22 protein-coding genes are annotated in these 20,234 nt (G+C 69.1%); 14 read left to right on the plus strand and 8 right to left on the minus strand.

From position 1 onward, the window contains the following. The first annotated feature begins 94 nt into the window (after positions 1 to 94). The 6 genes from rplS to ACG00X_RS09660 all read left to right on the plus strand — a co-directional run bounded on the left by rplS (position 95) and on the right by ACG00X_RS09660 (position 4,656). Positions 95 to 448, plus strand: a complete 354-nt coding sequence (gene rplS, locus ACG00X_RS09635; RefSeq protein ID WP_394487918.1) for a 50S ribosomal protein L19 — start codon at positions 95 to 97, stop codon at positions 446 to 448. A 64-nt stretch (positions 449 to 512) separates the two neighbouring features. Then, positions 513 to 1,196, plus strand: a complete 684-nt coding sequence (locus tag ACG00X_RS09640; RefSeq protein ID WP_394487919.1) for a CoA pyrophosphatase — start codon at positions 513 to 515, stop codon at positions 1,194 to 1,196. Positions 1,197 to 1,219: 23 nt separating this feature from the next. Further along, positions 1,220 to 2,209 carry a CobD/CbiB family protein gene (locus ACG00X_RS09645; protein WP_394487920.1) on the plus strand — a complete coding sequence of 330 codons (990 nt, stop codon included), beginning with the start codon at positions 1,220 to 1,222 and terminating at the stop codon, positions 2,207 to 2,209. Between the two features lie 82 nt (positions 2,210 to 2,291). Next, positions 2,292 to 3,317, plus strand: coding sequence for a nicotinate-nucleotide--dimethylbenzimidazole phosphoribosyltransferase (cobT, locus tag ACG00X_RS09650; protein ID WP_394487921.1), 1,026 nt, complete (start codon positions 2,292 to 2,294; stop codon positions 3,315 to 3,317). A gap of 14 nt (positions 3,318 to 3,331) precedes the next feature. Beyond that, positions 3,332 to 4,093 (plus strand): adenosylcobinamide-GDP ribazoletransferase, encoded by a 762-nt coding sequence (cobS, locus tag ACG00X_RS09655; RefSeq protein ID WP_394487923.1) that lies wholly within the window; start codon positions 3,332 to 3,334, stop codon positions 4,091 to 4,093. Continuing rightward, positions 4,093 to 4,656 (plus strand): histidine phosphatase family protein, encoded by a 564-nt coding sequence (locus ACG00X_RS09660; RefSeq protein ID WP_394487924.1) that lies wholly within the window; start codon positions 4,093 to 4,095, stop codon positions 4,654 to 4,656. The genes cobS and ACG00X_RS09660 overlap by 1 nt, the downstream gene beginning before the upstream one ends. A 6-nt stretch (positions 4,657 to 4,662) precedes the next feature. Here the strand turns inward: ACG00X_RS09660 and ACG00X_RS09665 are convergent, their stop codons facing one another. The 4 genes from ACG00X_RS09665 to ACG00X_RS09680 are packed head-to-tail and all read right to left on the minus strand — an operon-like array spanning position 4,663 to position 7,823. After that, complete coding sequence (locus ACG00X_RS09665; protein ID WP_394487925.1) at positions 4,663 to 5,532, minus strand: Tim44 domain-containing protein; 870 nt, start codon at positions 5,530 to 5,532, stop codon at positions 4,663 to 4,665. 58 nt (positions 5,533 to 5,590) lie between these two features. Continuing rightward, entirely contained in the window at positions 5,591 to 6,295 is a 705-nt protein-coding gene (locus tag ACG00X_RS09670) for an SDR family NAD(P)-dependent oxidoreductase (RefSeq protein ID WP_394487926.1), read from the minus strand. Continuing rightward, positions 6,296 to 6,919, minus strand: coding sequence for an RluA family pseudouridine synthase (locus tag ACG00X_RS09675; RefSeq protein ID WP_394487927.1), 624 nt, complete (start codon positions 6,917 to 6,919; stop codon positions 6,296 to 6,298). Position 6,920: 1 nt separating this feature from the next. After that, positions 6,921 to 7,823, minus strand: coding sequence for a DMT family transporter (locus ACG00X_RS09680; RefSeq protein ID WP_394487928.1), 903 nt, complete (start codon positions 7,821 to 7,823; stop codon positions 6,921 to 6,923). Between the two features lie 93 nt (positions 7,824 to 7,916). Between ACG00X_RS09680 and ACG00X_RS09685 the strand changes: the two genes are divergently transcribed. Beyond that, on the plus strand, positions 7,917 to 8,906 hold the full coding sequence (locus tag ACG00X_RS09685) for a quinone oxidoreductase family protein (RefSeq protein WP_394487929.1): 990 nt from the start codon (positions 7,917 to 7,919) through the stop codon (positions 8,904 to 8,906). A gap of 30 nt (positions 8,907 to 8,936) precedes the next feature. On the opposite strand, the gene ACG00X_RS09690 is transcribed toward ACG00X_RS09685, so the two are convergent. Further along, the gene (locus tag ACG00X_RS09690) at positions 8,937 to 10,367 is read right to left on the minus strand and encodes an N-acetylmuramoyl-L-alanine amidase (protein ID WP_394487930.1); all 1,431 of its coding nucleotides are present in this window, start codon (positions 10,365 to 10,367) and stop codon (positions 8,937 to 8,939) included. Beyond that, positions 10,358 to 10,837: a tRNA (adenosine(37)-N6)-threonylcarbamoyltransferase complex ATPase subunit type 1 TsaE gene (gene tsaE, locus ACG00X_RS09695; protein ID WP_394487932.1), complete on the minus strand. Its 480-nt coding sequence runs from the start codon at positions 10,835 to 10,837 to the stop codon at positions 10,358 to 10,360. Before tsaE ends, ACG00X_RS09690 begins: the two co-directional genes overlap by 10 nt. Between tsaE and queG the strand changes: the two genes are divergently transcribed. The 6 genes from queG to ACG00X_RS09725 all read left to right on the plus strand — a co-directional run bounded on the left by queG (position 10,832) and on the right by ACG00X_RS09725 (position 17,882). Further along, positions 10,832 to 11,911, plus strand: a complete 1,080-nt coding sequence (queG, locus tag ACG00X_RS09700; protein WP_394487934.1) for a tRNA epoxyqueuosine(34) reductase QueG — start codon at positions 10,832 to 10,834, stop codon at positions 11,909 to 11,911. The two genes, tsaE and queG, sit on opposite strands and share 6 nt — an antisense overlap. Before the next feature lie 120 nt (positions 11,912 to 12,031). Beyond that, on the plus strand, positions 12,032 to 12,628 hold the full coding sequence (locus ACG00X_RS09705) for a chalcone isomerase family protein (protein ID WP_394487935.1): 597 nt from the start codon (positions 12,032 to 12,034) through the stop codon (positions 12,626 to 12,628). A gap of 69 nt (positions 12,629 to 12,697) precedes the next feature. Continuing rightward, positions 12,698 to 13,663, plus strand: a complete 966-nt coding sequence (locus ACG00X_RS09710; protein ID WP_394487936.1) for a tripartite tricarboxylate transporter substrate binding protein BugE — start codon at positions 12,698 to 12,700, stop codon at positions 13,661 to 13,663. Then, the gene (gene xerD / locus ACG00X_RS09715; protein WP_394487938.1) at positions 13,656 to 14,531 is read left to right on the plus strand and encodes a site-specific tyrosine recombinase XerD; all 876 of its coding nucleotides are present in this window, start codon (positions 13,656 to 13,658) and stop codon (positions 14,529 to 14,531) included. Before ACG00X_RS09710 ends, xerD begins: the two co-directional genes overlap by 8 nt. Before the next feature lie 354 nt (positions 14,532 to 14,885). Next, on the plus strand, positions 14,886 to 17,255 hold the full coding sequence (locus tag ACG00X_RS09720; RefSeq protein WP_394487940.1) for a TonB-dependent receptor plug domain-containing protein: 2,370 nt from the start codon (positions 14,886 to 14,888) through the stop codon (positions 17,253 to 17,255). A 24-nt stretch (positions 17,256 to 17,279) separates the two neighbouring features. Then, positions 17,280 to 17,882, plus strand: a complete 603-nt coding sequence (locus ACG00X_RS09725; protein ID WP_394487941.1) for a MarC family protein — start codon at positions 17,280 to 17,282, stop codon at positions 17,880 to 17,882. A gap of 24 nt (positions 17,883 to 17,906) precedes the next feature. Here the strand turns inward: ACG00X_RS09725 and ACG00X_RS09730 are convergent, their stop codons facing one another. Together ACG00X_RS09730 and ACG00X_RS09735 are read right to left on the minus strand one after the other, a co-directional pair. Then, complete coding sequence (locus ACG00X_RS09730) at positions 17,907 to 18,053, minus strand: hypothetical protein (RefSeq protein ID WP_394487942.1); 147 nt, start codon at positions 18,051 to 18,053, stop codon at positions 17,907 to 17,909. A 36-nt stretch (positions 18,054 to 18,089) separates the two neighbouring features. Continuing rightward, positions 18,090 to 18,641, minus strand: a complete 552-nt coding sequence (locus tag ACG00X_RS09735) for a GNAT family N-acetyltransferase (protein WP_394487943.1) — start codon at positions 18,639 to 18,641, stop codon at positions 18,090 to 18,092. Positions 18,642 to 18,892: 251 nt separating this feature from the next. Here ACG00X_RS09735 and aceA point away from each other — a divergent pair, with 251 nt between their 5' ends. Next, positions 18,893 to 20,191 carry an isocitrate lyase gene (gene aceA, locus ACG00X_RS09740; RefSeq protein ID WP_394487944.1) on the plus strand — a complete coding sequence of 433 codons (1,299 nt, stop codon included), beginning with the start codon at positions 18,893 to 18,895 and terminating at the stop codon, positions 20,189 to 20,191. Positions 20,192 to 20,234 lie beyond the last annotated feature (43 nt).

The following is a 20,234-nucleotide window of genomic DNA, read 5'->3' on the forward strand; positions in this document are numbered from 1 at the left end:
ATTTGCAGGCGTTAACGGCAACGGTGACGTCTCAAGCAAGAGCAGCTGCAAACATGCCGATAAATAGCGTCTCGCCAAGATCCCAGGAGTACAGATGAACCTGATCCAAACCCTCGAGCAAGAAGAAATTGCTCGCCTGAACAAGACCATTCCGGCTTTCGCCCCTGGCGACACCGTGATCGTCAGCGTGAACGTCGTCGAAGGCACCCGCAAGCGCGTGCAGGCCTACGAAGGCGTGGTCATCGCCAAGCGCAACCGCGGCCTGAACAGCAGCTTCATCGTCCGCAAGATGTCCAGCGGCGAAGGCGTGGAGCGTACGTTCCAGCTGTACAGCCCGCTGATCGCTTCGATCGAAGTCAAGCGCCGCGGTGACGTCCGTCGCGCCAAGCTGTACTACCTCCGTCAGCGTTCGGGCAAGTCGGCCCGGATCAAGGAAAAGCTGGCCTGATCGGCCGCTTACCGCTGCCAAAGCCGCCAGGGCCTGCGCTCTCGGCGGCTTTTGTCTTTTCTGCATGACGCGCCTCGCCATCACCCAACCGCAGCTCGCGCCCGTCACGAAGGTTGATGCCGACCTGCCCGCCGTTCGCGCCGACGCGCTGACCGCCCAGGCCATCCGTGATCGCCTGGCGTCGCCACCCGACTGGCAGCCCGAGTTCGCCGGCGATGGCGGCCGCTTCGCCGATCGGCAGCCGGCCGGTGCGGCCGTGCTCGTGCCCCTGGTGCAGCGGGAATCGGGGCTGACGCTGTTGCTGACCCGCCGCACCGACCATCTGCGCGACCACGCCGGGCAGATCAGCTTCCCCGGCGGCCGCGTCGAGCCGGAAGACGACGGTCCGGTGGCGACCGCGCTGCGCGAGACGGAAGAGGAAATCGGCCTGTCGCGCGAGCATATTCACGTCATCGGCCAACTGCCGGTCTACGCCACCGTGACGGCCTTCCAGGTGACGCCCGTCGTCGCGCTGGTGGCGCCAGGCTTCTCGCTGACGCTGGACAGCGGTGAGGTCGCCGAGGCGTTCGAGGTGCCGCTGGCTTTCCTGATGGACCCGGCCCACCACCGCCACCACGTGTTCGAGGCCGGCGGCGTCACGCGGCGCTTCCTGTCCATGCCCTGGCAGGCGGCTGAGCGCGAGTACTTCATCTGGGGCGCGACGGCGGCAATGTTGCGCAACCTCTACCGACTTCTGATCGGGCGCTGAGCGCGCCACTATCATCCCGGCCCATGAATTTCTTCGCGGTGCTGTTGGCCCTGTTGTGTGAGCAGCTCAAGCCCTTGAGGCATGGGAACCGGGTGCACCAGTCCGTCATCGGCTGGGTGCGCTGGACCGGGCGCAATTTCGACGCCGGCGACGAGCATCACGCCGTCATCGTCTGGCTCATCACCGTCATCGTGCCGGGGCTGGTGCTGACGCTGGCCTATTGGACGCTGCGCCATTTCAGCCTGTTGCTGGCGCTGGCGCTGAATGTGCTGGCGCTATACCTGACGCTCGGCTTCCGGCAGTTCAGCCATTACTTCACCGATATCCGCGACGCGCTGGAGCGTGGCGACGACCTGATGGCGCGCCAGTTGCTGGCCGACTGGCGCCATCTGGATGCCAGCGAGCTGCCCCGCACCGAACTGATCCGCCACGTCATCGAGCACTCGCTGCTGGCCGCGCACCGGCACGTGTTCGGCGTGTTCTTCTGGTTCATCGTTTGCTCGACGCTGGGCCTGGGCCCGGCCGGCGCCGTGGTCTACCGCATGGCCGAGTTCACGAGCCGCTACTGGGCGTTCAAGAGCCGCACCATCGACGCGCCGACCAACCAACGCCTGCTGGCGCTGTCCCGCCAAGCGTTCGTCTGGATCGATCACGTGCCGGCGCGGCTGACGGCCACCGGCTTTGCCATCGTCGGCAACTTCGAGGAAGCCGTGAACGCGTGGCGCCGCGATGCCAGCCTGTGGCTGCATCCCAACGAAGGCATCATCCTCGCGTCCGCCGCTGGCGCCGTGGGACTGCAGCTGGGCGGGGCGGCCGCGCCCGGCATCACGCCTGACCGCAGCCGTACCTTCGATTCCGGCGCTGAGGCCGAGGCCATCGGCGCCGCCGGCTCCACGGCCGGTGCCTTGCCGCAACTGGCGCATCTGCAGAGCGTCGTCGGCCTGGTGTGGCGGTCGGTCGTGCTCTGGATGCTGTTGCTGGCCTTGCTGTCGCTGGCGAACCTCGTTGGCTGACGGCCGGATGCGCCTGCTGCGGCCAGGCTGCGAAGCCGGCCTGCGGTGCTTGGCTCGCTGATTTCACACACGGGTGACCCGAATGAACTTTCCTGAATTGCCGGCGCTCGCCGAGCCCGCGCTGGCCGCGCGCGTCCAGCACGCCATCGACCACAAGACCAAGCCGCTCGGCGCGCTGGGGCGCCTCGAAGCGCTGGCGCTGCAGTTGGCGCTGATCCAGGGCGTCGAGCGCCCGCAGCTGGCTGATCCTCAACTGGTGGTGTTCGCGGCCGACCATGGCCTGTCGCGGCGCGGCGTGTCGGCCTTTCCGCGCGAGGTGACGCCGCAGATGGTGGCCAACATGCTCGCCGGTGGTGCGGCCGTGTCGGTGCTGGCCCGGCAGCAGGGACTGGCGCTGACCATCGCGGATTGCGGCGTGGATGCGCCGCTGGCGGCGGGTGCTGCCGACCTGCGCATCGCCGCCGGCACGGCGGACGCGAGCGTCGGCCCGGCCATGACCGTCGAGCAGGCCGAACGCGCGCTTCACAACGGCATGGCGCTCGTGGAGCGGCTGCCGGGCAATGCGCTGCTGCTGGGCGAGATGGGCATCGGCAACACGTCGTCGGCCAGCCTGCTGATGCAGCGCCTGACCGGCCTGCCGCTGGCCGACTGCGTGGGCCGTGGCACGGGGCTGGACGACGCCGGCGTGGCCCGCAAGCTGGCCGTGCTGGGCGAGGCCCTGGCGGTCAACGCCGGAGCGCAGGCACCGCTGGCGCTGGCGGCGGCACTGGGCGGATTCGAGATCGTCACGATGGCCGGCAGCGTCATCGCGGCCGCGGCCGGGCGCCGCGTCGTCGTGGTCGACGGCTTCATCACCACGGCCGCCGTGGTGCTCGCCGAGGCGCTGCGCCCGGGCGTGTTGGCGGCGTGCGTGTTCTCGCACCGCTCGGCGGAAGGGCCGCACGCGCGCTGGTTGCAGCACCTGGGTGTGCGTGCGTTGCTGGATCTGGACCTGCGCCTGGGCGAGGGCAGTGGTGCGGCGCTCGCTTGGCCGCTGTTGACGGCGGCCTGTGCGGTGCTGGCGGAGATGGCCAGCTTCGAGAGCGCTGGCGTCAGCAATCGCGACTGAACCGCCTGAGCGGCATGCGCCTCTTTCTCGTCGCGCTGCAGTTTCTGACCCGGCTGCCGGTGCGGCTGCGGCATTTCGAGCCTGCCTGGCTGACCGATTGCGTGCGGCATTTTCCGCTCGTGGGCGCGCTGGTCGGCGCGGTGGGCGCTGCCGTGCTGGCGGGGGCGGCGCAGTGGTGGCCCGCGTGGGTGGCAGCGGTGCTGGCGCTGATGGCCACGGTCGCGTTGACCGGCGGCTTCCACGAGGACGGCCTGGCGGACACCTTCGACGCGCTGGGTGGTGCCGTGTCGCGCGAGAAGTCGCTGCTCATCATGAAGGACTCGCGCATCGGCAGCTACGGGGCCTTGGCGCTGGGGCTGACGCTGCTGCTGCGTGCCGCCTTGCTGGCGGAGCTGGCGGCGCGGCCGCTGTGGGGCGCCGTGGCGGCGCTGCTGGCCAGCCATGCGCTGGCGCGGGCAGCGGCGGTGGGTGTCATGGTCAGCTTGCCCTATGGGGGCGACGCCGAACACGCCAAGGCCAAGCCTTTGGCGCTGGCCGTCGCGCCGGTCAACTTCGTCATCGCGCTGGCCTGGTGTGCGCTGCTGCTGGCGCTGCTGGGCGCGTGGGGCATCGCGCCGCTGCGGCTGTTGCTGGCCGTGCTGGCGGCGGCGCTCGTGGCGCTGGCGATGCGGCGCTGGCTGCGGCAGCGTCTGGGCGGCTACACGGGTGACGGCCTCGGCGCCACCGAGCAACTCGCCGAGATCGGCGTGTTGCTGGCCTTCACGGCCGCGATCTGATGCCGGCCTTCATCCTCTGGCGCCACCCCAAGCCGCTGGGCGCGGCGGGGCGCTGCATCGGCGGGCGCACGGACCTGCCGGTGGACCGCCGCAAGGCCAAGCGGCTGGCCCACCGCATCCGCCAGCATGCGCGCCGCCATGGCTTGCCGCGCGAGGTGGTCACGTCGCCGCTGACCCGGGCGGCTGACGTCGGCCGCTGGCTGCGGCGCTGGGGTTTCGTGTGGCGGGTCGACGCCGGTCTTGCCGAGATGGATTTCGGCGCCTGGGACGGCCGGCCGTGGCAGAGCATCGGGCCCGCCGAGTTCGATCGCTGGATGGGCGACTTCTGTGGCTTCGCGTTCGACGGCGGTGAGTCGCTGGCCGCGCTGCTGCAGCGCGCGGCCGCCTGGCAGCCGCCTTGCGCCTTGGCCGTGGGCCATGGCGGCTGGATGACGGCGCGGCAGTGGCGCGGTGCGCCACCGCAACCGGCCACCTGGCCTCAGCCGCCCCGTTACGGGCGGTGCTGCCAGGAGCACGACGATCTGAGTGCCGTGACCGCCAGCGGCGGCCACAGCGGGGCCTGACCTGGGTCAGGCGGTCGGCTGGATGCCGGCGATGAGCCAGCCTTCGTCGGCCTGCACCAGGTGCCACACCTCGTCGAAGCTCTCGGCGGCCTGGGCGCTGTCTTCGCGGATCAGGCCCCAGAAGCGCACCGACACGACGCGGTCGCCGCCTTCTGTCGCGACGTCGACGACGCTGGCGTCGAGCTGCAGCACATCGGTGCGCTGCGTCTTGCCGCCGCGCTCCAGCAGTTCCTGCTGAACGCTGGCGTACATCTGCGGCGTCGTGAAGCGGCGCAGGTCGGCCTGGTCACCGGCGTCGTTGGCTGCCTGCAGGCGAATGAACACCTGCTTGGCGATCTTCTCGAAGCCGGCGGCATCGAAATCGGCCGGCAGCGTGGAAGCGGGCGCGGCGGGGCTGGCACTGGTGCCGGTGGACGGCTGCGCGTTCCAGGCCTGGGGTTCGGCCTGGAACTGATGCGGCATGCCGGCGGCCACCAGCTGCGGCTTGGGCGCGGCGAAGCGGCGCATCAGGAAGCGGATCAGCGCGAACGCGGCCACGGCGAGCAGGGCCATCATCATGAAGTTGGCCAGGCCCTCACCGAAGCCCAGATGGCTGGCGAGCGCAGCGAGGCCCAGGCCGGCGGCGAGGCCGGCGATCGGGCCCAGCCACGACCGCTTGGGCGCCGCGGCTGCAGCGGCCGCTGCGGGGGCGGCGGCCTGCTTGGCCGGCGCAGCCTGCTGGGGCGATGGCGAGGGGGAGGTCGGCGTCTGCGGCGCCGTCTGGGCGGGCACGCTTCGCTTCATGCCGCCGCTGCTCAGGCGCTTGGCCTCGGCGTCGTGGGCAGGGAGCGCGGTGGCCAGCAGCGTGGCCAGGCTCAGGGCGAGGATGCGGTTCAAGGCAAGTCTCCGGAAGAGGGGTGACGAGCCACGCAGGTCGCGGCTCGGGTCAGGATTTTCAAGCTTCCCGGATGTCGGCGATGATGGTTTTTCCGAAGTCTGGCCGCGTGAGAAACCGAACAATGGCTGCCGCGGTGCTCTCGGCGGTCTGCAACTGGCCGCCGTCCTTGAGCCCCTGGAAGCGGGACTGCTCGGGGAAGCTGGCCGGGTCGGCGCCGCGCAGTTGCACCTGCATGTCGGTGTCGATGACGCCCGGCGCCAGCGACACGACGCCCACGCCCGGCTCCTCCAGTGCGAGCGCACGGCTGAGGTGGTCGAGCCCGGCCTTGACCGCGCAGTAGGCGGCGCTGCCGGCCATTGCGCGCCGGCCCAGGCCGGACGAGATGTTGAGGATGCGCCGCACCGGCACGCCGGCCGTGCCGGCCAGGAAGGCGCGGCTGAGCAGCGCCGGTGCTTCCAGGCCCACTCGCAGCGCGGCGGACAACTCGTCCAGCCCGCTGCCCGCCAGCGGCCCCGGTGCGCTCAGCAGCGCCGCGTTGTTGATCAGCGTGGCGCTGTGCCAGCCGCCGTGGGCTTGCAGCCAGGCTTGCAGACGCTCGGCGGCGGGCACGGGCGTGGCGAGGTCCAGCGCCCATTGCTCGGCCTGCAGCGCCGGGTTGACCTGGCGAGCGATGCCGATGACGACATGGTCGGGTTGCGAGAGCTGGGCGGCGAGCGCCGCGCCCAGGCCGCGCGAGCTGCCGGTGACGATGTAGAGGTGCATTCAAAACTCCGGAGGACAGACGAAATGGTGGCCGGCGACGCGCAACTCGCTGGCATGCAGCAGCAGGCGCGGGCTGGCGGCGGCGATGTCGGGCGGGGCGTACAGCGCATCACCCAGCATCGGGTGGCCGAGGTGGGCCAGATGCACGCGCAGCTGGTGGCTGCGCCCGGTCAGTGGCTCCAGCGCGACCCGTGTGTGCGCGCCTTCGTGGCCGAGCGCCCGCCAGCGCGTCTGGGAGGGCTTGCCGCGGGCCGGGTCGATCTGCTGGCGCGGGCGGTTGGGCCAGTCGGCGGCGAGCGGCTGGTCGATGAGGCCCTGGCCGTCGAGATGGCCCGCGACGATGGCGATGTAGGTCTTGTCGACACGCCGCTCGGCGAAATCCGCGCTGAGTTCGCGCTGCGCCTGGGCGCCGCGCGCGAACAGCAGCAGGCCCGACGTGGGCTGATCCAGCCGGTGGACGATCAGTGCGTCGGGGTAGAGCGCCTGCACGCGGGCGCTGGCGCAGTCGGGCTCGGTGCGCCCCGGCACGCTCAGCAGGCCCGGCGGTTTGTCGACGACGACGAGCCGCGCGTCGGCATGCAGCACACGCAGGGCGGTCACGGGTGTTGTGAAGTGGGGCGGCATTTCAGCGCGACGAGACGAGGATGCCGGCCACGATCAGCGCGAACGCCGCACCGTGATACCAGGCCGGCGCACTGCCCAGCAGCACGGCCGAGATGAGCGCGGCGAACACTGGCGTCAGGTTGACGAAGAAGCCGGCCAGCGCCGGCCCGGCCTCGGCCACGCCGACACCCCAGCAGCGGTAGGCGATCAGCGACGGGCCGATGGCCACGTAGGCGAGTGCGGCGATCAGCGCAGGGCTCCAGTGGATGGGGGTGGGCGCGATGGTCTGCTCCACGCCGGCCGACACGGCGGAGAACACGGCGCCGAACATCAGCTGCGACATCAGCGACTCGGCCCAGTTCCAGTCGGGCCGCTCGCCGGGCCGCAGCCCGGCAGGCGGCCGGGCCAGCATCCACGAATAGATGGCCCAGCTGAAGATGGCCACCAGCATCAGCAGGTCGCCCGGCACGAAGCGCACGGCCAGCAGCGCAGCCGGGTCGCCGCGCGCGATGACCAGCGCCACGCCCAGTAGTGACAGGGCGGCGCCTGCCAGTTGGCGGCGCTGCGGTTTCACGCCGTAGAACACCGCGCCGACGCCCAGCATCCAGACCGGCAGGCTGGCGGTGATGAGGGTCACGTTCAGCGGCGACGAGGTGTGCAGGGCCAGGTATTGCAGCGCGTTGTAGCAACCCATGCCCAGGAAGCCCAGCACGGCCAGGCCGCGCCAGCGCTGGAGCGCCGCGCCCGGGTGGCGCAGCAGCGGCCAGGCGAGTGGGGCCAGCAGCAGCAGCGCCAGCCCCCAGCGCAGCGCGTTCAGCGTCAGCGGCGCGATGGCGTCGCGCACCAGCCGGCCGACGACCGCATTGCCGGCCCACAGCAGCGGTGGCAGGGTCAGCAGCAACGCCAGTCGTGGGGTCAGCTTCATCGGGGTCTGCGGGTGGGGCAAAGGGCTGGCACGATAGCCGACTGTGGCGGTGTCGACGACAGCCGCCGGCACGCATTGAACTGGAGATGGGCAATGAACGAGAAGGTGGTGGTCATCGAGACCCCGGGTGGGCCGGAGCAGCTCAAGCTGGTGGCCGTGGACGTCGGGGCGCCGGGCCCGGGCGAGATCCGCATCCGCCATGAAGCCTGCGGCCTCAACTACATCGACGTCTACCACCGCAGCGGCGCCTACGCGCTGCCGCTGCCGGCCCGGCTGGGCATGGAGGGGGCCGGCATCGTCGAGGCTGTGGGCGAGGGCGTGACCCACCTGAAGGCCGGCGACCGCGCGGCCTACGCCAGCCAGCCGCCGGGCGCGTACGCGACAGCGCGCGTGATGCCGGCCAAGTCGGTGCTGAAGCTGCCCGACAGCATCGACTTCGAGACCGCCGCCGGCATGATGCTCAAGGGACTGACGGTGCAATATCTGCTGCGCCGCACGCTGCCGCAGGGCGGGCTGCAGGCGGGCGACTTCGTGCTCTTCCATGCGGCCGCCGGGGGCGTGGGCCTGATCGCCTGCCAGTGGGCCCGGGCGCTCGGGCTGCAGCTCATCGGCACGGCCGGCAGCGACGAGAAATGCGAACTGGCGTTGGCGCACGGCGCGGCGCATGCCATCAATTACCGCCGCGAGCCGAACTTCGCGGCCCGGGTGCGTGACATCACCGGCGGCCGTGGCGTGAAGGTGGTCTACGACTCGGTGGGCGCCGACACTTGGGAAGGTTCGCTCGACAGCCTGGCGCCGTTCGGGCTGCTGGCCAGCTTCGGCGCGGCGTCCGGGCCGGTGCCGGCCTTCAGCGTCGGCACGCTGGCGGCCAAGGGTTCGGTCTACGTGACCCGGCCCACGCTGTTCACCCACATCGCCACGCGGGAAGCCACGCAGGCGATGGGCGACGAGCTGTTCTCGGTGGTGGCCAGCGGCGCCGTGAAGATCCGCATCGACCAGCGCTATGCGCTGGCCGACGTGGCGCAGGCGCACCGCGACCTGGAAGCGCGGCGGCTCACCGGCAGCGCCATCCTGCGGCCGTAGCCGCGTAGCCGGACAACCGCAGGCCTCGCCTCACAGCGAGGTGCTGCGCTTGCGCACCATCGGCGGGTTCTTGGCGAAGTACTTCGCGATGCCGGACGCCAGCGCGTCGACGAGCTGGTCCTGGTAGGCCGGGTCGCGCAGCTTCTTCTCCTCCTCCGGGTTGGAGATGAAGGCGGTCTCGACCAGGATGCTGGGGATGTCGGGCGCCTTCAGCACGGCGAAGCCGGCCTGCTCCACCTTGACCTTGTGCAGCTTGCCGATCTTGCCGATCTGCGAGAGCACTTCACCGCCGAGCTTGAGGCTGTCCTTGATCTGCGCCGTGGTGCTCATGTCCAGCAGCGCGCGCAGCACGTTGGCATCCTTGGTGGCGGCGCCGACGTTCACGCCGCCCACCATGTCGGCGGCGTTCTCGCGGTTGGCCATCCAGCGCGCGGCGGCGCTGCTGGCGGCACCGTCGCTGAGCACGAAGACGGACGCGCCGCGCGCCTGCGGCGTGAAGAACGCATCGGCGTGGATGGAGACGAACAGGTCGGCCTGCACGCGCCGGGCCTTGCGCACGCGGTCCTGCAGCGGCACGAAGAAGTCGGCGTCACGGGTCATCAGCACCCGGATGTTGGGATTGGTCTGGAGTCGCTCGCGCAGCTTGAGGCCCACGGCCAGCACGACGTCCTTCTCCTTCAAGCCCGACGGGCCGACGGCGCCGGGGTCCTCGCCGCCATGGCCGGGGTCCAGCGCGATGACGATGAGGCTGTCCACCGCCGGCGGTTTGCCGGCCGGGGGCGCGGGCGGGCGCGGGGCGGCCGAGGCCGGCGCAGCGGGCGCCGAAGCCGCGGGGGCCGGGGCAGGGGGCAGGGGTTTGGCCGACGGCGCGGCCGGGCGCTCGATCTTCAGGATCAGGTCCTCCAGCGCGTCGTTGACGGCGCTGGCGGCCGCCTCGGCGCGGCGGGCGGCAGCCGGCGCCTTGTCCTGTTCCTGGACGAGGGCGACCAGCGGGTCCGCCTCCACGACGGGGTGCAGGTCCAGCACCAGCCGGTGCTTGTAGGCCGCGATCGGCGCCAGCGTGAACACCTGCGGCGCGGCCGGCTGCTTGAGGTCCAGCACGATGCGCACGACGGTCGGCGTGTTCTGCCCGACGCGCACGCCGCCGATGTAGGGGTCGTCGGCCTTGACCTTGCCGATGAGTTCGCGCAGGTCGGGGTTGAGGGTCAGGCCGTCGATGTCGATGACCAGCCGCTCCGGCGCATTGACGGTGAAGTGCCGCGCGACCAGGGGGCGGTCGGACTCGATGGTCACCCGCGTGTAGTCGGCGGCCGGCCACACACGCACGGCGACGATGCTGGCTTCGCTGCCGGCCGCCAGCGACGTGGGGGCTTTCAGTAGGAGTGCGAGGGCGCCCAGCGAGCTGCGGCGTGTCAGCAGCGCGGTGCGGGCGGCGTGGCGCGGTGCCGGCTTCATGCGCATGACAGGGCCTTCACGAGTCGCGCGAGACCGGCCACGTGCACCTGGCGGCGGTCGTCCGGCAGCAGGTCGATGTGCAGCTGCAGGTCGGCCGGCGGCAACTGCCCGGCGGCCTTCTCGGGCCATTCGCAGAGCTTCAGGCCCGGCGCGGCGAAGACGTCGCGAAAGCCGGCGTCCTCCCACTCGCGCGGGTCGCCGAAGCGGTAGAAGTCGAAATGGCTGGCCGTGCCGCCGCCGGGCAGTTCGTAGCTCTCCATGACGGCATAGCTGGGGCTCTTGATGCGCCCCTGCACGCCCAGCGCGCGCAGCAGCAGGCGCGTGAACGTCGTCTTGCCGGCGCCGAGCGGCCCGTGCAGTTCGATGACGGCGTTGGGGGAGGGCAGCAGCGCCGCCGCGAGCTTGTCAGCGGTGGCCTGGGCCGCGGCCTCGTCGGGCCACAGGAGATCGGTTTCTAAAATCGCAGGCAAATGCAAGAGGTCCCGTCCACTGTCGATGCCGCCGCGCTGTTGAACCGTTTGCGCGGCTGGGCTCGTGAACTGGGATTCTCACAGATCGCCGTGGCCGATGTGGACCTGCGCAGTGCCGAGCCGGGATTGCAGGCCTGGCTGGACGCCGGCCACCACGGCCGCATGCACTACATGGCCGCGCATGGCATGAAGCGCGCGCGGCCGGCGGAGTTGGTGCCGGGCACCTTGCGCGTCGTCACGGCACGCATGGACTATCTTCCGGCGGGCACCGAGCCCGGGTGGCGCGAGGTGGAGTGGGCCGGCCTGGGCGAGCCGCGCCAGGCGCAGATCTCGATCTACGCGCGGGGGCGGGACTATCACAAGGTCTTGCGCCAGCGCCTGCAGAAGCTGGCGGAACGGCTGGCGGCGGACGTCGGCCCGCTGGGCTTTCGCGTGTTCACCGACTCCGCGCCCGTGCTGGAGGTGGAGCTGGCGTCGCGCTCGGGCCTGGGCTGGCGCGGCAAGCACACCTTGACGCTGCATCGCGATGCCGGCTCGATGTTCTTCCTCGGCGAGATCTTCATCGACCTGGCGCTGCCGGTGACCGAGCCGGTGACGTCGCACTGCGGCGAGTGCCGGGCGTGCATGGATGTGTGCCCGACGGCGGCCATCATCGCGCCCTACCGGGTCGACGCGCGGCGCTGCATCTCCTACCTGACGATCGAGCATGACGGCCCCATCCCCGTCGAGCTGCGCCCGCGCCTGGGCAACCGCATCTACGGCTGCGACGACTGCCAGCTGGTGTGCCCGTGGAACAAGTTCGCCAAGCCGGCCGTGCTGGCCGATTTCGACGTGCGGCCGGGCATGGCGGGCACGTCCATCGCCGAGTTGCTCGGGTGGAGCGAGGCCGAGTTCCTGCGCCGCACCGAGGGCTCGGCCATCCGGCGCATCGGCTTTGCGCGCTGGCAGCGCAACCTGGCCGTCGCGGCCGGGAATGCATTGCGTCAGCGCGAGGATGCCGCCCTGCGGCAGGCGTTGACGCGCGCGCAGGCCGGGGCGGACGAGCTGGTGAGCGAGCACATCGACTGGGCGCTGGCCTGAGAGGCCGCACGCTGCGGTGGGCGCCTGCCGACGCCGCTGGCGGCCCGAGTCCTACACGTCGTGTCAACAGCAAGGGGCGCTGCTGCGCTATCGTGATTGCCTGTTGATGGAGTGTTTCGCATGTCCCTGTCCCGCCGAGTCTTGTTGATGACCGTGATCGCTGCCGCCGCCATGCCGGCCTGGGCCGTGCAATACGAAGGACAGGAGTTCGTCGACACGCTCAAGCTCGGCGGCAGCGCGCTGGCGCTGAACGGCACCGGCAAGCGGCAAGTGGCGATCTATCCGCTGTACTTGGCGGCGTTGTATCTGCCGCAAAAGGCGTCGGCGCCTGACGCGATCTATGCGCAGGAGGGGCCGAAGCGGCTGGAGATGCGCATTGTGATTCCACTTGTAAAAGATGTGTCGACGCAGGAGTTCGTGAAGGCTATCAACAAAGGGGTCAGCCGCAACTGCACCGAGGCCGAGCGGGCCGCGCTGGAGGCGCGCGTGAAGCAGTTCAATGCGTCGATCAGCGATGTCGGGCGCGTCAAGAAGGGCGATCTGCTGACCATTGACTACCTGCCCGCACAGGGCGGCACGGTGCTGGCCGTCAACGGCAAGGTCTGGGGCAAGCCGGTGGAAGGACATGACTTCTACACCGCATTCCTGAAGGTCTTCATCGGCGATCACAACAGCGACGCCCGGCTTCGCGCCGGACTGCTGGGCCAGCCGGGCTAGCATGCAGCTCACAAGCCCGGCGAATCAGCCGGGGCCCGCTGACCATTACCCGTCAAGGAGACCGACTCCATGCAACGCCGTTCCGTTCTTCAAGCCGCCGCGCTCGCTTCCCTGAGTCCGCTCGCCTGGGCCGATGGCTACCCGGCCAAGCCGGTGCGGCTGATCGTGCCGTTCGCACCCGGTGGCACGACGGACATCATTGCCCGCATCCTGTCCGAGCGCATGAACGGGCTGCTCGGCCAGACCATGGTGGTCGAGAACAAGGCCGGTGGCGGTGGCACCGTGGGCGCGATGGAGATCGTCCGCGCCGCGGCCGACGGCTACACGCTGGGCGTGGCGACCGTCTCCACGACGGCGGCCAATCCGGCCATCAACCCCCGGATCGCCTACAACCCGCTGACGGACTTCACGCCCGTCATCAACGTGGCGGCCACACCCAATGTGATTGCCGTGCACCCGAGCTTTCCGGCGCGCGACTACAAGTCCTTCGTCGCCGAGCTCAAGAAGAACCCGGGCAAGCACAGCTACTCGACGTCGGGCACCGGTGGCATCGGCCATCTGCAGATGGAGCTCTACAAGACGCTGGCGGGCGTGTTCGTGCTGCACATCCCTTACCGGGGCGCCGGCCCGGCCCTGAACGACACCGTCGCGGGCCAGGTGCCGATGATCTTCGACAACCTGCCGTCGGCACTGCCCTTCATCAAGGACGGCCGGCTCATCCCCATCGTCGTCGCGTCGTCGCGCCGCGTGCCTTCGCTGCCCAATGTGCCCACCTTCCAGGAAGTGGGGCTGGAGCCGGTGAACCGCATGGCCTTCTACGGCATCCACGGCCCCAAGGGCCTGCCCAAGGAGGTGGTGGACAAGGTGAACGCCGCGATGAAGAAGGCGGTCGAGATCCCCGACGTGCGCAAGCGCATCGAGGACACCGGCTCCATCATCCTGGCCAACTCGCCGGCCGAATTCGCAGCGCAGATCGCTGCGGAATTCGAGGTCTACAAGAAGGTCGTGGCGCTGCAGAAGCTCAAGCTTGACTGACGCAGGCATCGAGGCCTTCATCGAGGCGCTGTGGCTGGAAGACGGCCTGAGTGCCAACACGCAGGCGGCCTACCGCCGCGACCTGGCGGCGCTGGCCATCTGGCTGGCGCCGACGCCGCTGGACGCCTGCACCGAGGCGCGCCTGCTGGAATACGCCGTGGCGCGGCCTGCCGTCAAGGCCACGAGTGCCAACCGGCGGCTGTCGGTCTTCAAGCGCTACTTCCGCTGGGCGTTGCGCGAGGGGCGCATCCAGGCCGACCCGACGCTCAAGCTCACGGCCGCCAAGCAGCCGTTGCGGGTGCCCAAGCTGCTGAGCGAGGCGCAGGTCAGCGCCTTGCTGGCCGCACCCGATGTGAATACCGCGCTCGGTTTGCGCGACCGCGCGATGCTGGAGCTGATGTATGCCAGCGGGCTGCGCGTCAGCGAGTTGGTCACGCTCAAGAGTGCGCATGTCGCCTTCAAGGACGCGGTGCTGCACGTGACCGGCAAGGGCAGCAAGAGCCGCCTCGTGCCGTTCGGCGAGCATGCGCGCGACTGGATGACGCGCTATCTGCGGGAAGCCCGAGCGGAGATCCTGGCCGGGCAGAGCAGCGACGACTTGTTCGTCACCGGGCGGGGCGCTGGCATGACGCGCCAGATGTTCTGGACGCTGATCAAGCGACACGCGCTCGCGGCGGGCATCACGGCGCCTTTGTCACCGCATACGTTGCGGCATGCGTTCGCCACGCACCTGCTCAACCATGGCGCCGACCTGCGAGCCGTGCAACTGCTGCTGGGGCACGCCGACCTGTCGACGACGCAGATCTACACGCACGTGGCGCGTGAACGCCTGAAGGCCCTGCACGCGGCGCACCACCCGCGGGGCTGAGCCGCCGAGCTTGCCGCGTGATGGGGCGCGCTGTAGCGTGGCCAAAGAATGTTCACGCGACAAGGCGTTATTGGTGCTAGGAACAATTGCCGGTTGACGGCGGTCGCATCCCGCATTCATCCCGCGTTTGGGGCGAATTCCAGCCATCCAGCCGCGTGAAGTCACCATATTGGCGCAGGTCTGCATCATCGTGTCGCAGCGCCTGCGCCGTCGTGTTGCATCCCGCGTACGTGCGGCCGTGCGGGTGGCCGGAAGCGGGGTTGACCCCTGTCGGCGGCCCACAACAGCGACGCCGTGTGTCAGGGTGCTCAGGGGCAAACTCCGCCGCCATCACACAACTTCACGGAGTTCTCGATGCACGCTACCCGCCTGCTGCCGACAGCCTTCGCCGCCCTGTGCCTGTGCGCCGCCACCGCCGCCATCGCCCAGGAGACGACCAGCCTTGAACGTGTCAGCGTCGTCGGCTCACGCAAGACGCTGCCGGCCGCCTCCAGCACCGACACGCTGGTGCCGGTGGATGTCTATGCGATGGACAAGCTGGCCGAGGGTGGTGGGCAGTTCGACCTGGCGCAGACGCTGCAATACCTGTCGCCGTCGTTCAACTCCACACGCCAGACCGGTGCGGACGGCGCCGACCTGATCGACTCCGCCGCACTGCGTGGCCTGGGTTCGGACCAGACGCTGGTGCTCGTCAACGGCAAGCGCCGCCACACGGTGGCGCTGGTCAACATCTTCGGCGCGCGCAACCGCGGCGCGACGGGCACCGACATGAACTCGCTGCCGCTGCTGGCCATCGACAACGTGCAGGTGCTGCGCGACGGCGCCGCGGCGCAGTACGGCTCGGACGCCATCGCCGGCGTGCTCAACATCCAGCTGAAGAAGAAGGTCGGCTGCGAGGCCGTGGCGGGCTACGGCCAATACTCGGCCGGTGACGGCAAGAACTACCTGGCCTCCGCCTACTGCGGCGTGAAGCTGGCCGGCGGCACGCTGGGCATCACCGGCGAGTGGCAGGACCGCGGCCGCTCCAACCGCAACGATCCCAACGACGAGTTGGTCGGCCCCCGCACCATCGGCGACACCGCGGTCAAGAACAAAACGCTCTACCTGAACGGCGAGTTCCCGCTGGCCGGCGACAACAAGCTCTACCTGACGGCCGGCGCTCAGGACCGCGACGCCTCCTCGGGCGCCTGGGCGCGTGGCGGCGTGGGCTCCGGCGACATTCCTGACCGCAACTCGGCCGCGATGTACCCGGACGGCTTCGTGCCATTCATCAACGGCGACGTGCAGGACCGCTATGTCAGCGTCGGCTGGAAGTCGGCCTTCGCCGGCTGGGACACCGACCTGTCGCAGACCTATGGCTCCAACAAGATGCGCTACAACATCAGCAACACGCTGAATGCGTCCATCGCCAACCAGGATCTGCTGAACGGCGGCAAGGGCGTCAGCGCGACGAGCTTCGACGCCGGCGGCTTCGGTTTCAGCCAAGCGACGACGAACTTCGACGTCAGCCGCTTCTTCCCCGACCTGCTGGGCGGCAGCAACATCGCCTTCGGCGCCGAGTACCGCAAGGAGAAATACGACATCGTCGCTGGCGAGCCGGGCTCCTACATCGACGCCGACGGCGTCGGGTTCGGTGGCAATGCCGGCAGCCAGGGCTTCCCTGGCTTCCAGCCGGGCGATGCGACGAACCGCAGTCGCAACAGCCAGGCGTTGTATGCCGACTGGGAAGCCAGTTTCACGCCATCGCTGACCGTGGATGCCGCGGTGCGTGCCGAGCACTACAGCGACTTCGGCTCCGCGACGACGGCCAAGCTGGCCGGTAGCTACAAGCTCGGCAAGGCGTTGATGCTGCGTGGCGCCGCCAGCACGGGGTTCCGCGCGCCCAGCCTGCAGCAGCTCTACTTCTCGTCCACATTCACCGACTTCATCAGTGGCCAGCCGCTGGACGTCGTGCTGGCGCCCAACGGCAGCAAGATCGCCAACGCCGCGGGCGTGCCGGCGCTGAAGCAGGAGAAGGCCAAGAACCTGTCCGTCGGCTTCACCGTCAAGCCCGACGCCGACACGGCCATCACCGCCGACCTTTACCAGATCAACATCAAGGACCGAATCGTGCTGTCGGGCCGCTTCGACGCCGACAACTATCCGGCGCTCGGCACCATCCTGCAGGGGCTGGGCGTGGGCCAGGCGCAGTTCTTCGTGAACTCGGTCAACACGCGCACCCGGGGGCTGGACCTGACTGCCTCCACCCGGGCCAAGGTCGGCGCCGGCCAGCTGAGCACCTTCCTGGCGCTGAACGTCAGCCGCACGACGGTCACCGCCCGCAATGCGCCAGCCGCGCTGCAGGGTTACGAGGACGTGCTGCTGTCCACGCGGGAGCGCCTGTTCATCGAGGAGGCCGGCCCGCGCATGAAGGGCACGCTGGGCTTCGAGTATGCGCAGGGCGCCTGGACGGGCGAGGCCAAGATCATCCACTTCGGCAAGCAGACCCAGGGCGGGTTCACCGACGGCGTCTTGCTGAAATACAAGCCCAAGGCCTCGATGGACCTGGGCATGAGCTGGCAGGCCACGCCTGCGCTGAAATTGAGCGTCGGTGGCAACAACGTCTTCAATGTGAAGCCGACCCGCCAGGACCCGTACGAGACCGACAACGGCTTCTATTACGACAGCGTGCAGTTCGGCCTCAACGGCGCGTCCTACTTCGCGCGGGCTCACTACAGGTTCTGAGGTCGTCGCGGACAATCCGGGCGGATGGACCACAGTTTTCTCTCCGCCCTGATCCTCCTGCTGCTCGTGCTCGACCCGCTCGGCAGCCTGCCTGTCTTCATTCCCATCATGCGCAACGTGCCGCCCGAGCGGCGCACGCGCGTGGCGGTGCGGGAAGTCGGCATCGCGTTTGTCGTGCTGTTCGCCTTCATGTTCCTGGGCGACAGCTTCCTGAGCGTCATGCACCTGTCGGAGCGTTCGCTGGAGGTGGCCGGCGGCGTCATCCTGATGATCATCGCGATCCGCATGATCTTCGGCGCCTCGGGCGAGTCGGCCTATGGCATGGAGCCCGGCAAGGAGCCCTTCATCTTCCCGCTGGCGGTGCCGCTGCTGGCGGGCCCGTCGGCGATGGCGACCGTGTTGCTGCTCGCGTCGCGGCAGCCCGATCGCATCTATGAATGGATTGGCGCGCTCAGCACGGCGCTGCTGGTGTCAGGCCTGGTGCTGGTGCTGGCCGACCGCATCCGCAAGCTGCTGGGCGACTCGGTCGTGTCGGCCCTGGAGAAGCTGATGGGGCTGGTGCTGACGGCCATTGCCGTCGAGATGGTGCTGGCCGGCCTGAAGCGCTACTTCATCGGCGGGCTGTAGGCCGCCGCCGGCCAGCGGGTCGGCTTACTTGTTCTTCTTGGCTTCCTTGCCCTTCGGGATCACCGACGTCATCGGTGCGACCGGGCGGTCAGAGCCCGCGGACTTGCCCTGGGGCGCGTCCTTCTTGGGCTTCTTGGTCATCTTGTTGCTGCGTTGTTCGGTGTTGGCCATGGTTCCTCCTGCAGGTGAAAGTAGAGATAGCGCGAACTATGCCTCAGCGTCGTAGCGCGTCTTGGCGGCGCTGGCGGCCCACTGAGCCGCGGTGATGTCATAGCGCCGGCAATCCATGTCGTACCAGCGACCGGTGCCGGTGAATTGCATGCCCAGGCGTTCCATGACGGTGGAGGAGGGCGTGTTCTCGGGGCGGCAGACGGCGCAGATCTGCTCGGGCGCCAGGGTGGCGAACGCCCAGCCCACCATGTGACGTGCGGCCTCGCTCGCATAGCCCTGACCCCAGGCGTCCTGCCGCAGGCGCCAGCCGGTCTCCAGTGGGCCGGCCGGGTCACGGTTGAGGTGCTGGATGCAGCCGCAGCCGATCAGCTCGCCGTCTTCCTGGCGCATGAAGGCCCACCAGGAATAGCCGAACTCCGCCCAGCGCGCCTGCACGCGGTCGATCATGTCCTGCGTGTCCTGTGGCGTGTCGGGCCGGCCGGTGATGTGCCGCATGACCACCGGGTCGCGGTTGAGGCGATGCAGCGCATCGAAGTGCTGCTGGGATAGGGGTTCCAGCCGTAGCCGAGGGGTTTGAAGCTGCGTCATGGGCGCGATTCTGCGGCTGACCGCTCTCACGATTCGAAAGTGACCTTTTGGATGGTGAAAAGTCCGATTGCTGCGGTGCCGCAATATTTCTCATTATGGCAAAACCACTTTTGCGATTTGAAATGTTGCAGACAAGTTATTGTTTTTTAACAAGAAAGTTTTTTGTCTTCTACAAGACTTGAGGGTTTTCGACCGGCACGTGCGGGACTAGTCTTACGTCATCGGTTTTCAACGTTTGCCAAGGAGCTCTCATGACCCGCCTGACCCGTGAACAACAGATCGCCGCCCTCGAGAAGGACTGGGCCGAAAACCCGCGCTGGAAGGGCATCACGCGCGGCTACAGCGCTGCCGATGTCGTGCGGCTGCGCGGCTCCATCGACATCGAGCACACGCTGGCCAAGCGTGGCGCCGAGAAGCTGTGGGGCCTCGTCAACAGCGAGCCCTTCGTCAACGCGCTCGGCGCGCTGACGGGCAACCAGGCGATGCAGCAGGTGAAGGCCGGCCTGAAGGCCATCTACCTGTCCGGCTGGCAGGTGGCGGGCGACGCCAACAGCAACGGCGAGATGTATCCCGACCAGTCGCTTTACTCCGTGGATTCGGTGCCCAAGGTCGTCAGGAAGATCAACGCCACGTTCAAGCGCGCCGATGAGATCCAGTGGAGCGAAGGCAAGGACGACATCGACTTCTTCGCGCCCATCGTGGCCGACGCCGAAGCCGGCTTCGGCGGCGTGCTGAATGCCTTCGAGCTGATGAAGGCCATGATCGAGGCCGGCGCCGCCGGGGTGCACTTCGAGGATCAACTGGCCAGCGCCAAGAAATGCGGCCACATGGGCGGCAAGGTGCTGGTGCCCACGCGTGAAGCCGTGGCCAAGCTCGTCGCGGCGCGCCTCGCGGCCGACACCATGGGCGTGCCCACGCTGCTGGTCGCCCGCACCGATGCCGAAGCCGGCGACCTGGTCACCAGCGACATCGACGACAACGACAAGCCGTTCTGCACCGGCGAGCGCACCGTGGAAGGCTTCTACCGCACGAAGAACGGCCTCGACCAGGCGGTCAGCCGCGGCCTGGCCTATGCGCCGTACGCCGACCTGATCTGGTGCGAGACCGGCAAGCCCGACCTGGCCTATGCCAAGGCGTTTGCCGACGCCATCCATGCCAAGTTCCCCGGCAAGCTGCTGGCCTACAACTGCTCGCCGTCGTTCAACTGGAAGAAGAACCTGGACGACGCCACGATCGCCAAGTTCCAGCGCGAGCTGGGTGCGCTGGGCTACAAGTTCCAGTTCATCACGCTGGCCGGCTTCCACAGCCTGAACTACTCGATGTTCAACCTGGCGCACGGCTACGCGCGTCATCAGATGAGCGCATTCGTCGAGCTGCAGGAGGCTGAATTCGCCGCCGCCGAGAAGGGCTTCACCGCGGTCAAGCACCAGCGCGAAGTCGGAACCGGCTACTTCGACGCCGTGACCACCACCATTGAAGCCCAGGCTTCCACGGCGGCGCTGAAGGGGTCGACCGAAGACGAACAGTTCTTCGACGCCAAGCACGGCTGATCGACCGGCAGCACGCTGATTTCCCGCCGTCAACGTCAACTCC

Origin of the sequence: Pelomonas nitida (assembly GCF_043555975.1) — a bacterium.
Classification (GTDB): domain Bacteria; phylum Pseudomonadota; class Gammaproteobacteria; order Burkholderiales; family Burkholderiaceae_C; genus Pelomonas; species Pelomonas nitida.

Excerpts from the sequence above, each read along its gene's own strand:
- ACG00X_RS09640 (WP_394487919.1), top strand. The coding sequence starts at position 513 with ATGACGCGCCTCGCCATCACCCAACCGCAGCTCGCGCCCGTCACGAAG.
- rplS (WP_394487918.1), top strand. The coding sequence starts at position 95 with ATGAACCTGATCCAAACCCTCGAGCAAGAAGAAATTGCTCGCCTGAAC.
- ACG00X_RS09705 (WP_394487935.1), top strand. The coding sequence starts at position 12,032 with ATGTCCCTGTCCCGCCGAGTCTTGTTGATGACCGTGATCGCTGCCGCC.
- ACG00X_RS09725 (WP_394487941.1), top strand. The coding sequence starts at position 17,280 with ATGGACCACAGTTTTCTCTCCGCCCTGATCCTCCTGCTGCTCGTGCTC.
- ACG00X_RS09730 (WP_394487942.1), bottom strand. The coding sequence starts at position 18,053 with ATGGCCAACACCGAACAACGCAGCAACAAGATGACCAAGAAGCCCAAG.
- ACG00X_RS09670 (WP_394487926.1), bottom strand. The coding sequence starts at position 6,295 with ATGCACCTCTACATCGTCACCGGCAGCTCGCGCGGCCTGGGCGCGGCG.
- ACG00X_RS09685 (WP_394487929.1), top strand. The coding sequence starts at position 7,917 with ATGAACGAGAAGGTGGTGGTCATCGAGACCCCGGGTGGGCCGGAGCAG.
- aceA (WP_394487944.1), top strand. The coding sequence starts at position 18,893 with ATGACCCGCCTGACCCGTGAACAACAGATCGCCGCCCTCGAGAAGGAC.
- ACG00X_RS09680 (WP_394487928.1), bottom strand. The coding sequence starts at position 7,823 with ATGAAGCTGACCCCACGACTGGCGTTGCTGCTGACCCTGCCACCGCTG.
- ACG00X_RS09645 (WP_394487920.1), top strand. The coding sequence starts at position 1,220 with ATGAATTTCTTCGCGGTGCTGTTGGCCCTGTTGTGTGAGCAGCTCAAG.
- ACG00X_RS09690 (WP_394487930.1), bottom strand. The coding sequence starts at position 10,367 with ATGCGCATGAAGCCGGCACCGCGCCACGCCGCCCGCACCGCGCTGCTG.
- ACG00X_RS09660 (WP_394487924.1), top strand. The coding sequence starts at position 4,093 with ATGCCGGCCTTCATCCTCTGGCGCCACCCCAAGCCGCTGGGCGCGGCG.
- ACG00X_RS09710 (WP_394487936.1), top strand. The coding sequence starts at position 12,698 with ATGCAACGCCGTTCCGTTCTTCAAGCCGCCGCGCTCGCTTCCCTGAGT.
- cobS (WP_394487923.1), top strand. The coding sequence starts at position 3,332 with ATGCGCCTCTTTCTCGTCGCGCTGCAGTTTCTGACCCGGCTGCCGGTG.
- cobT (WP_394487921.1), top strand. The coding sequence starts at position 2,292 with ATGAACTTTCCTGAATTGCCGGCGCTCGCCGAGCCCGCGCTGGCCGCG.
- ACG00X_RS09735 (WP_394487943.1), bottom strand. The coding sequence starts at position 18,641 with ATGACGCAGCTTCAAACCCCTCGGCTACGGCTGGAACCCCTATCCCAG.
- queG (WP_394487934.1), top strand. The coding sequence starts at position 10,832 with ATGCAAGAGGTCCCGTCCACTGTCGATGCCGCCGCGCTGTTGAACCGT.
- ACG00X_RS09720 (WP_394487940.1), top strand. The coding sequence starts at position 14,886 with ATGCACGCTACCCGCCTGCTGCCGACAGCCTTCGCCGCCCTGTGCCTG.
- ACG00X_RS09675 (WP_394487927.1), bottom strand. The coding sequence starts at position 6,919 with ATGCCGCCCCACTTCACAACACCCGTGACCGCCCTGCGTGTGCTGCAT.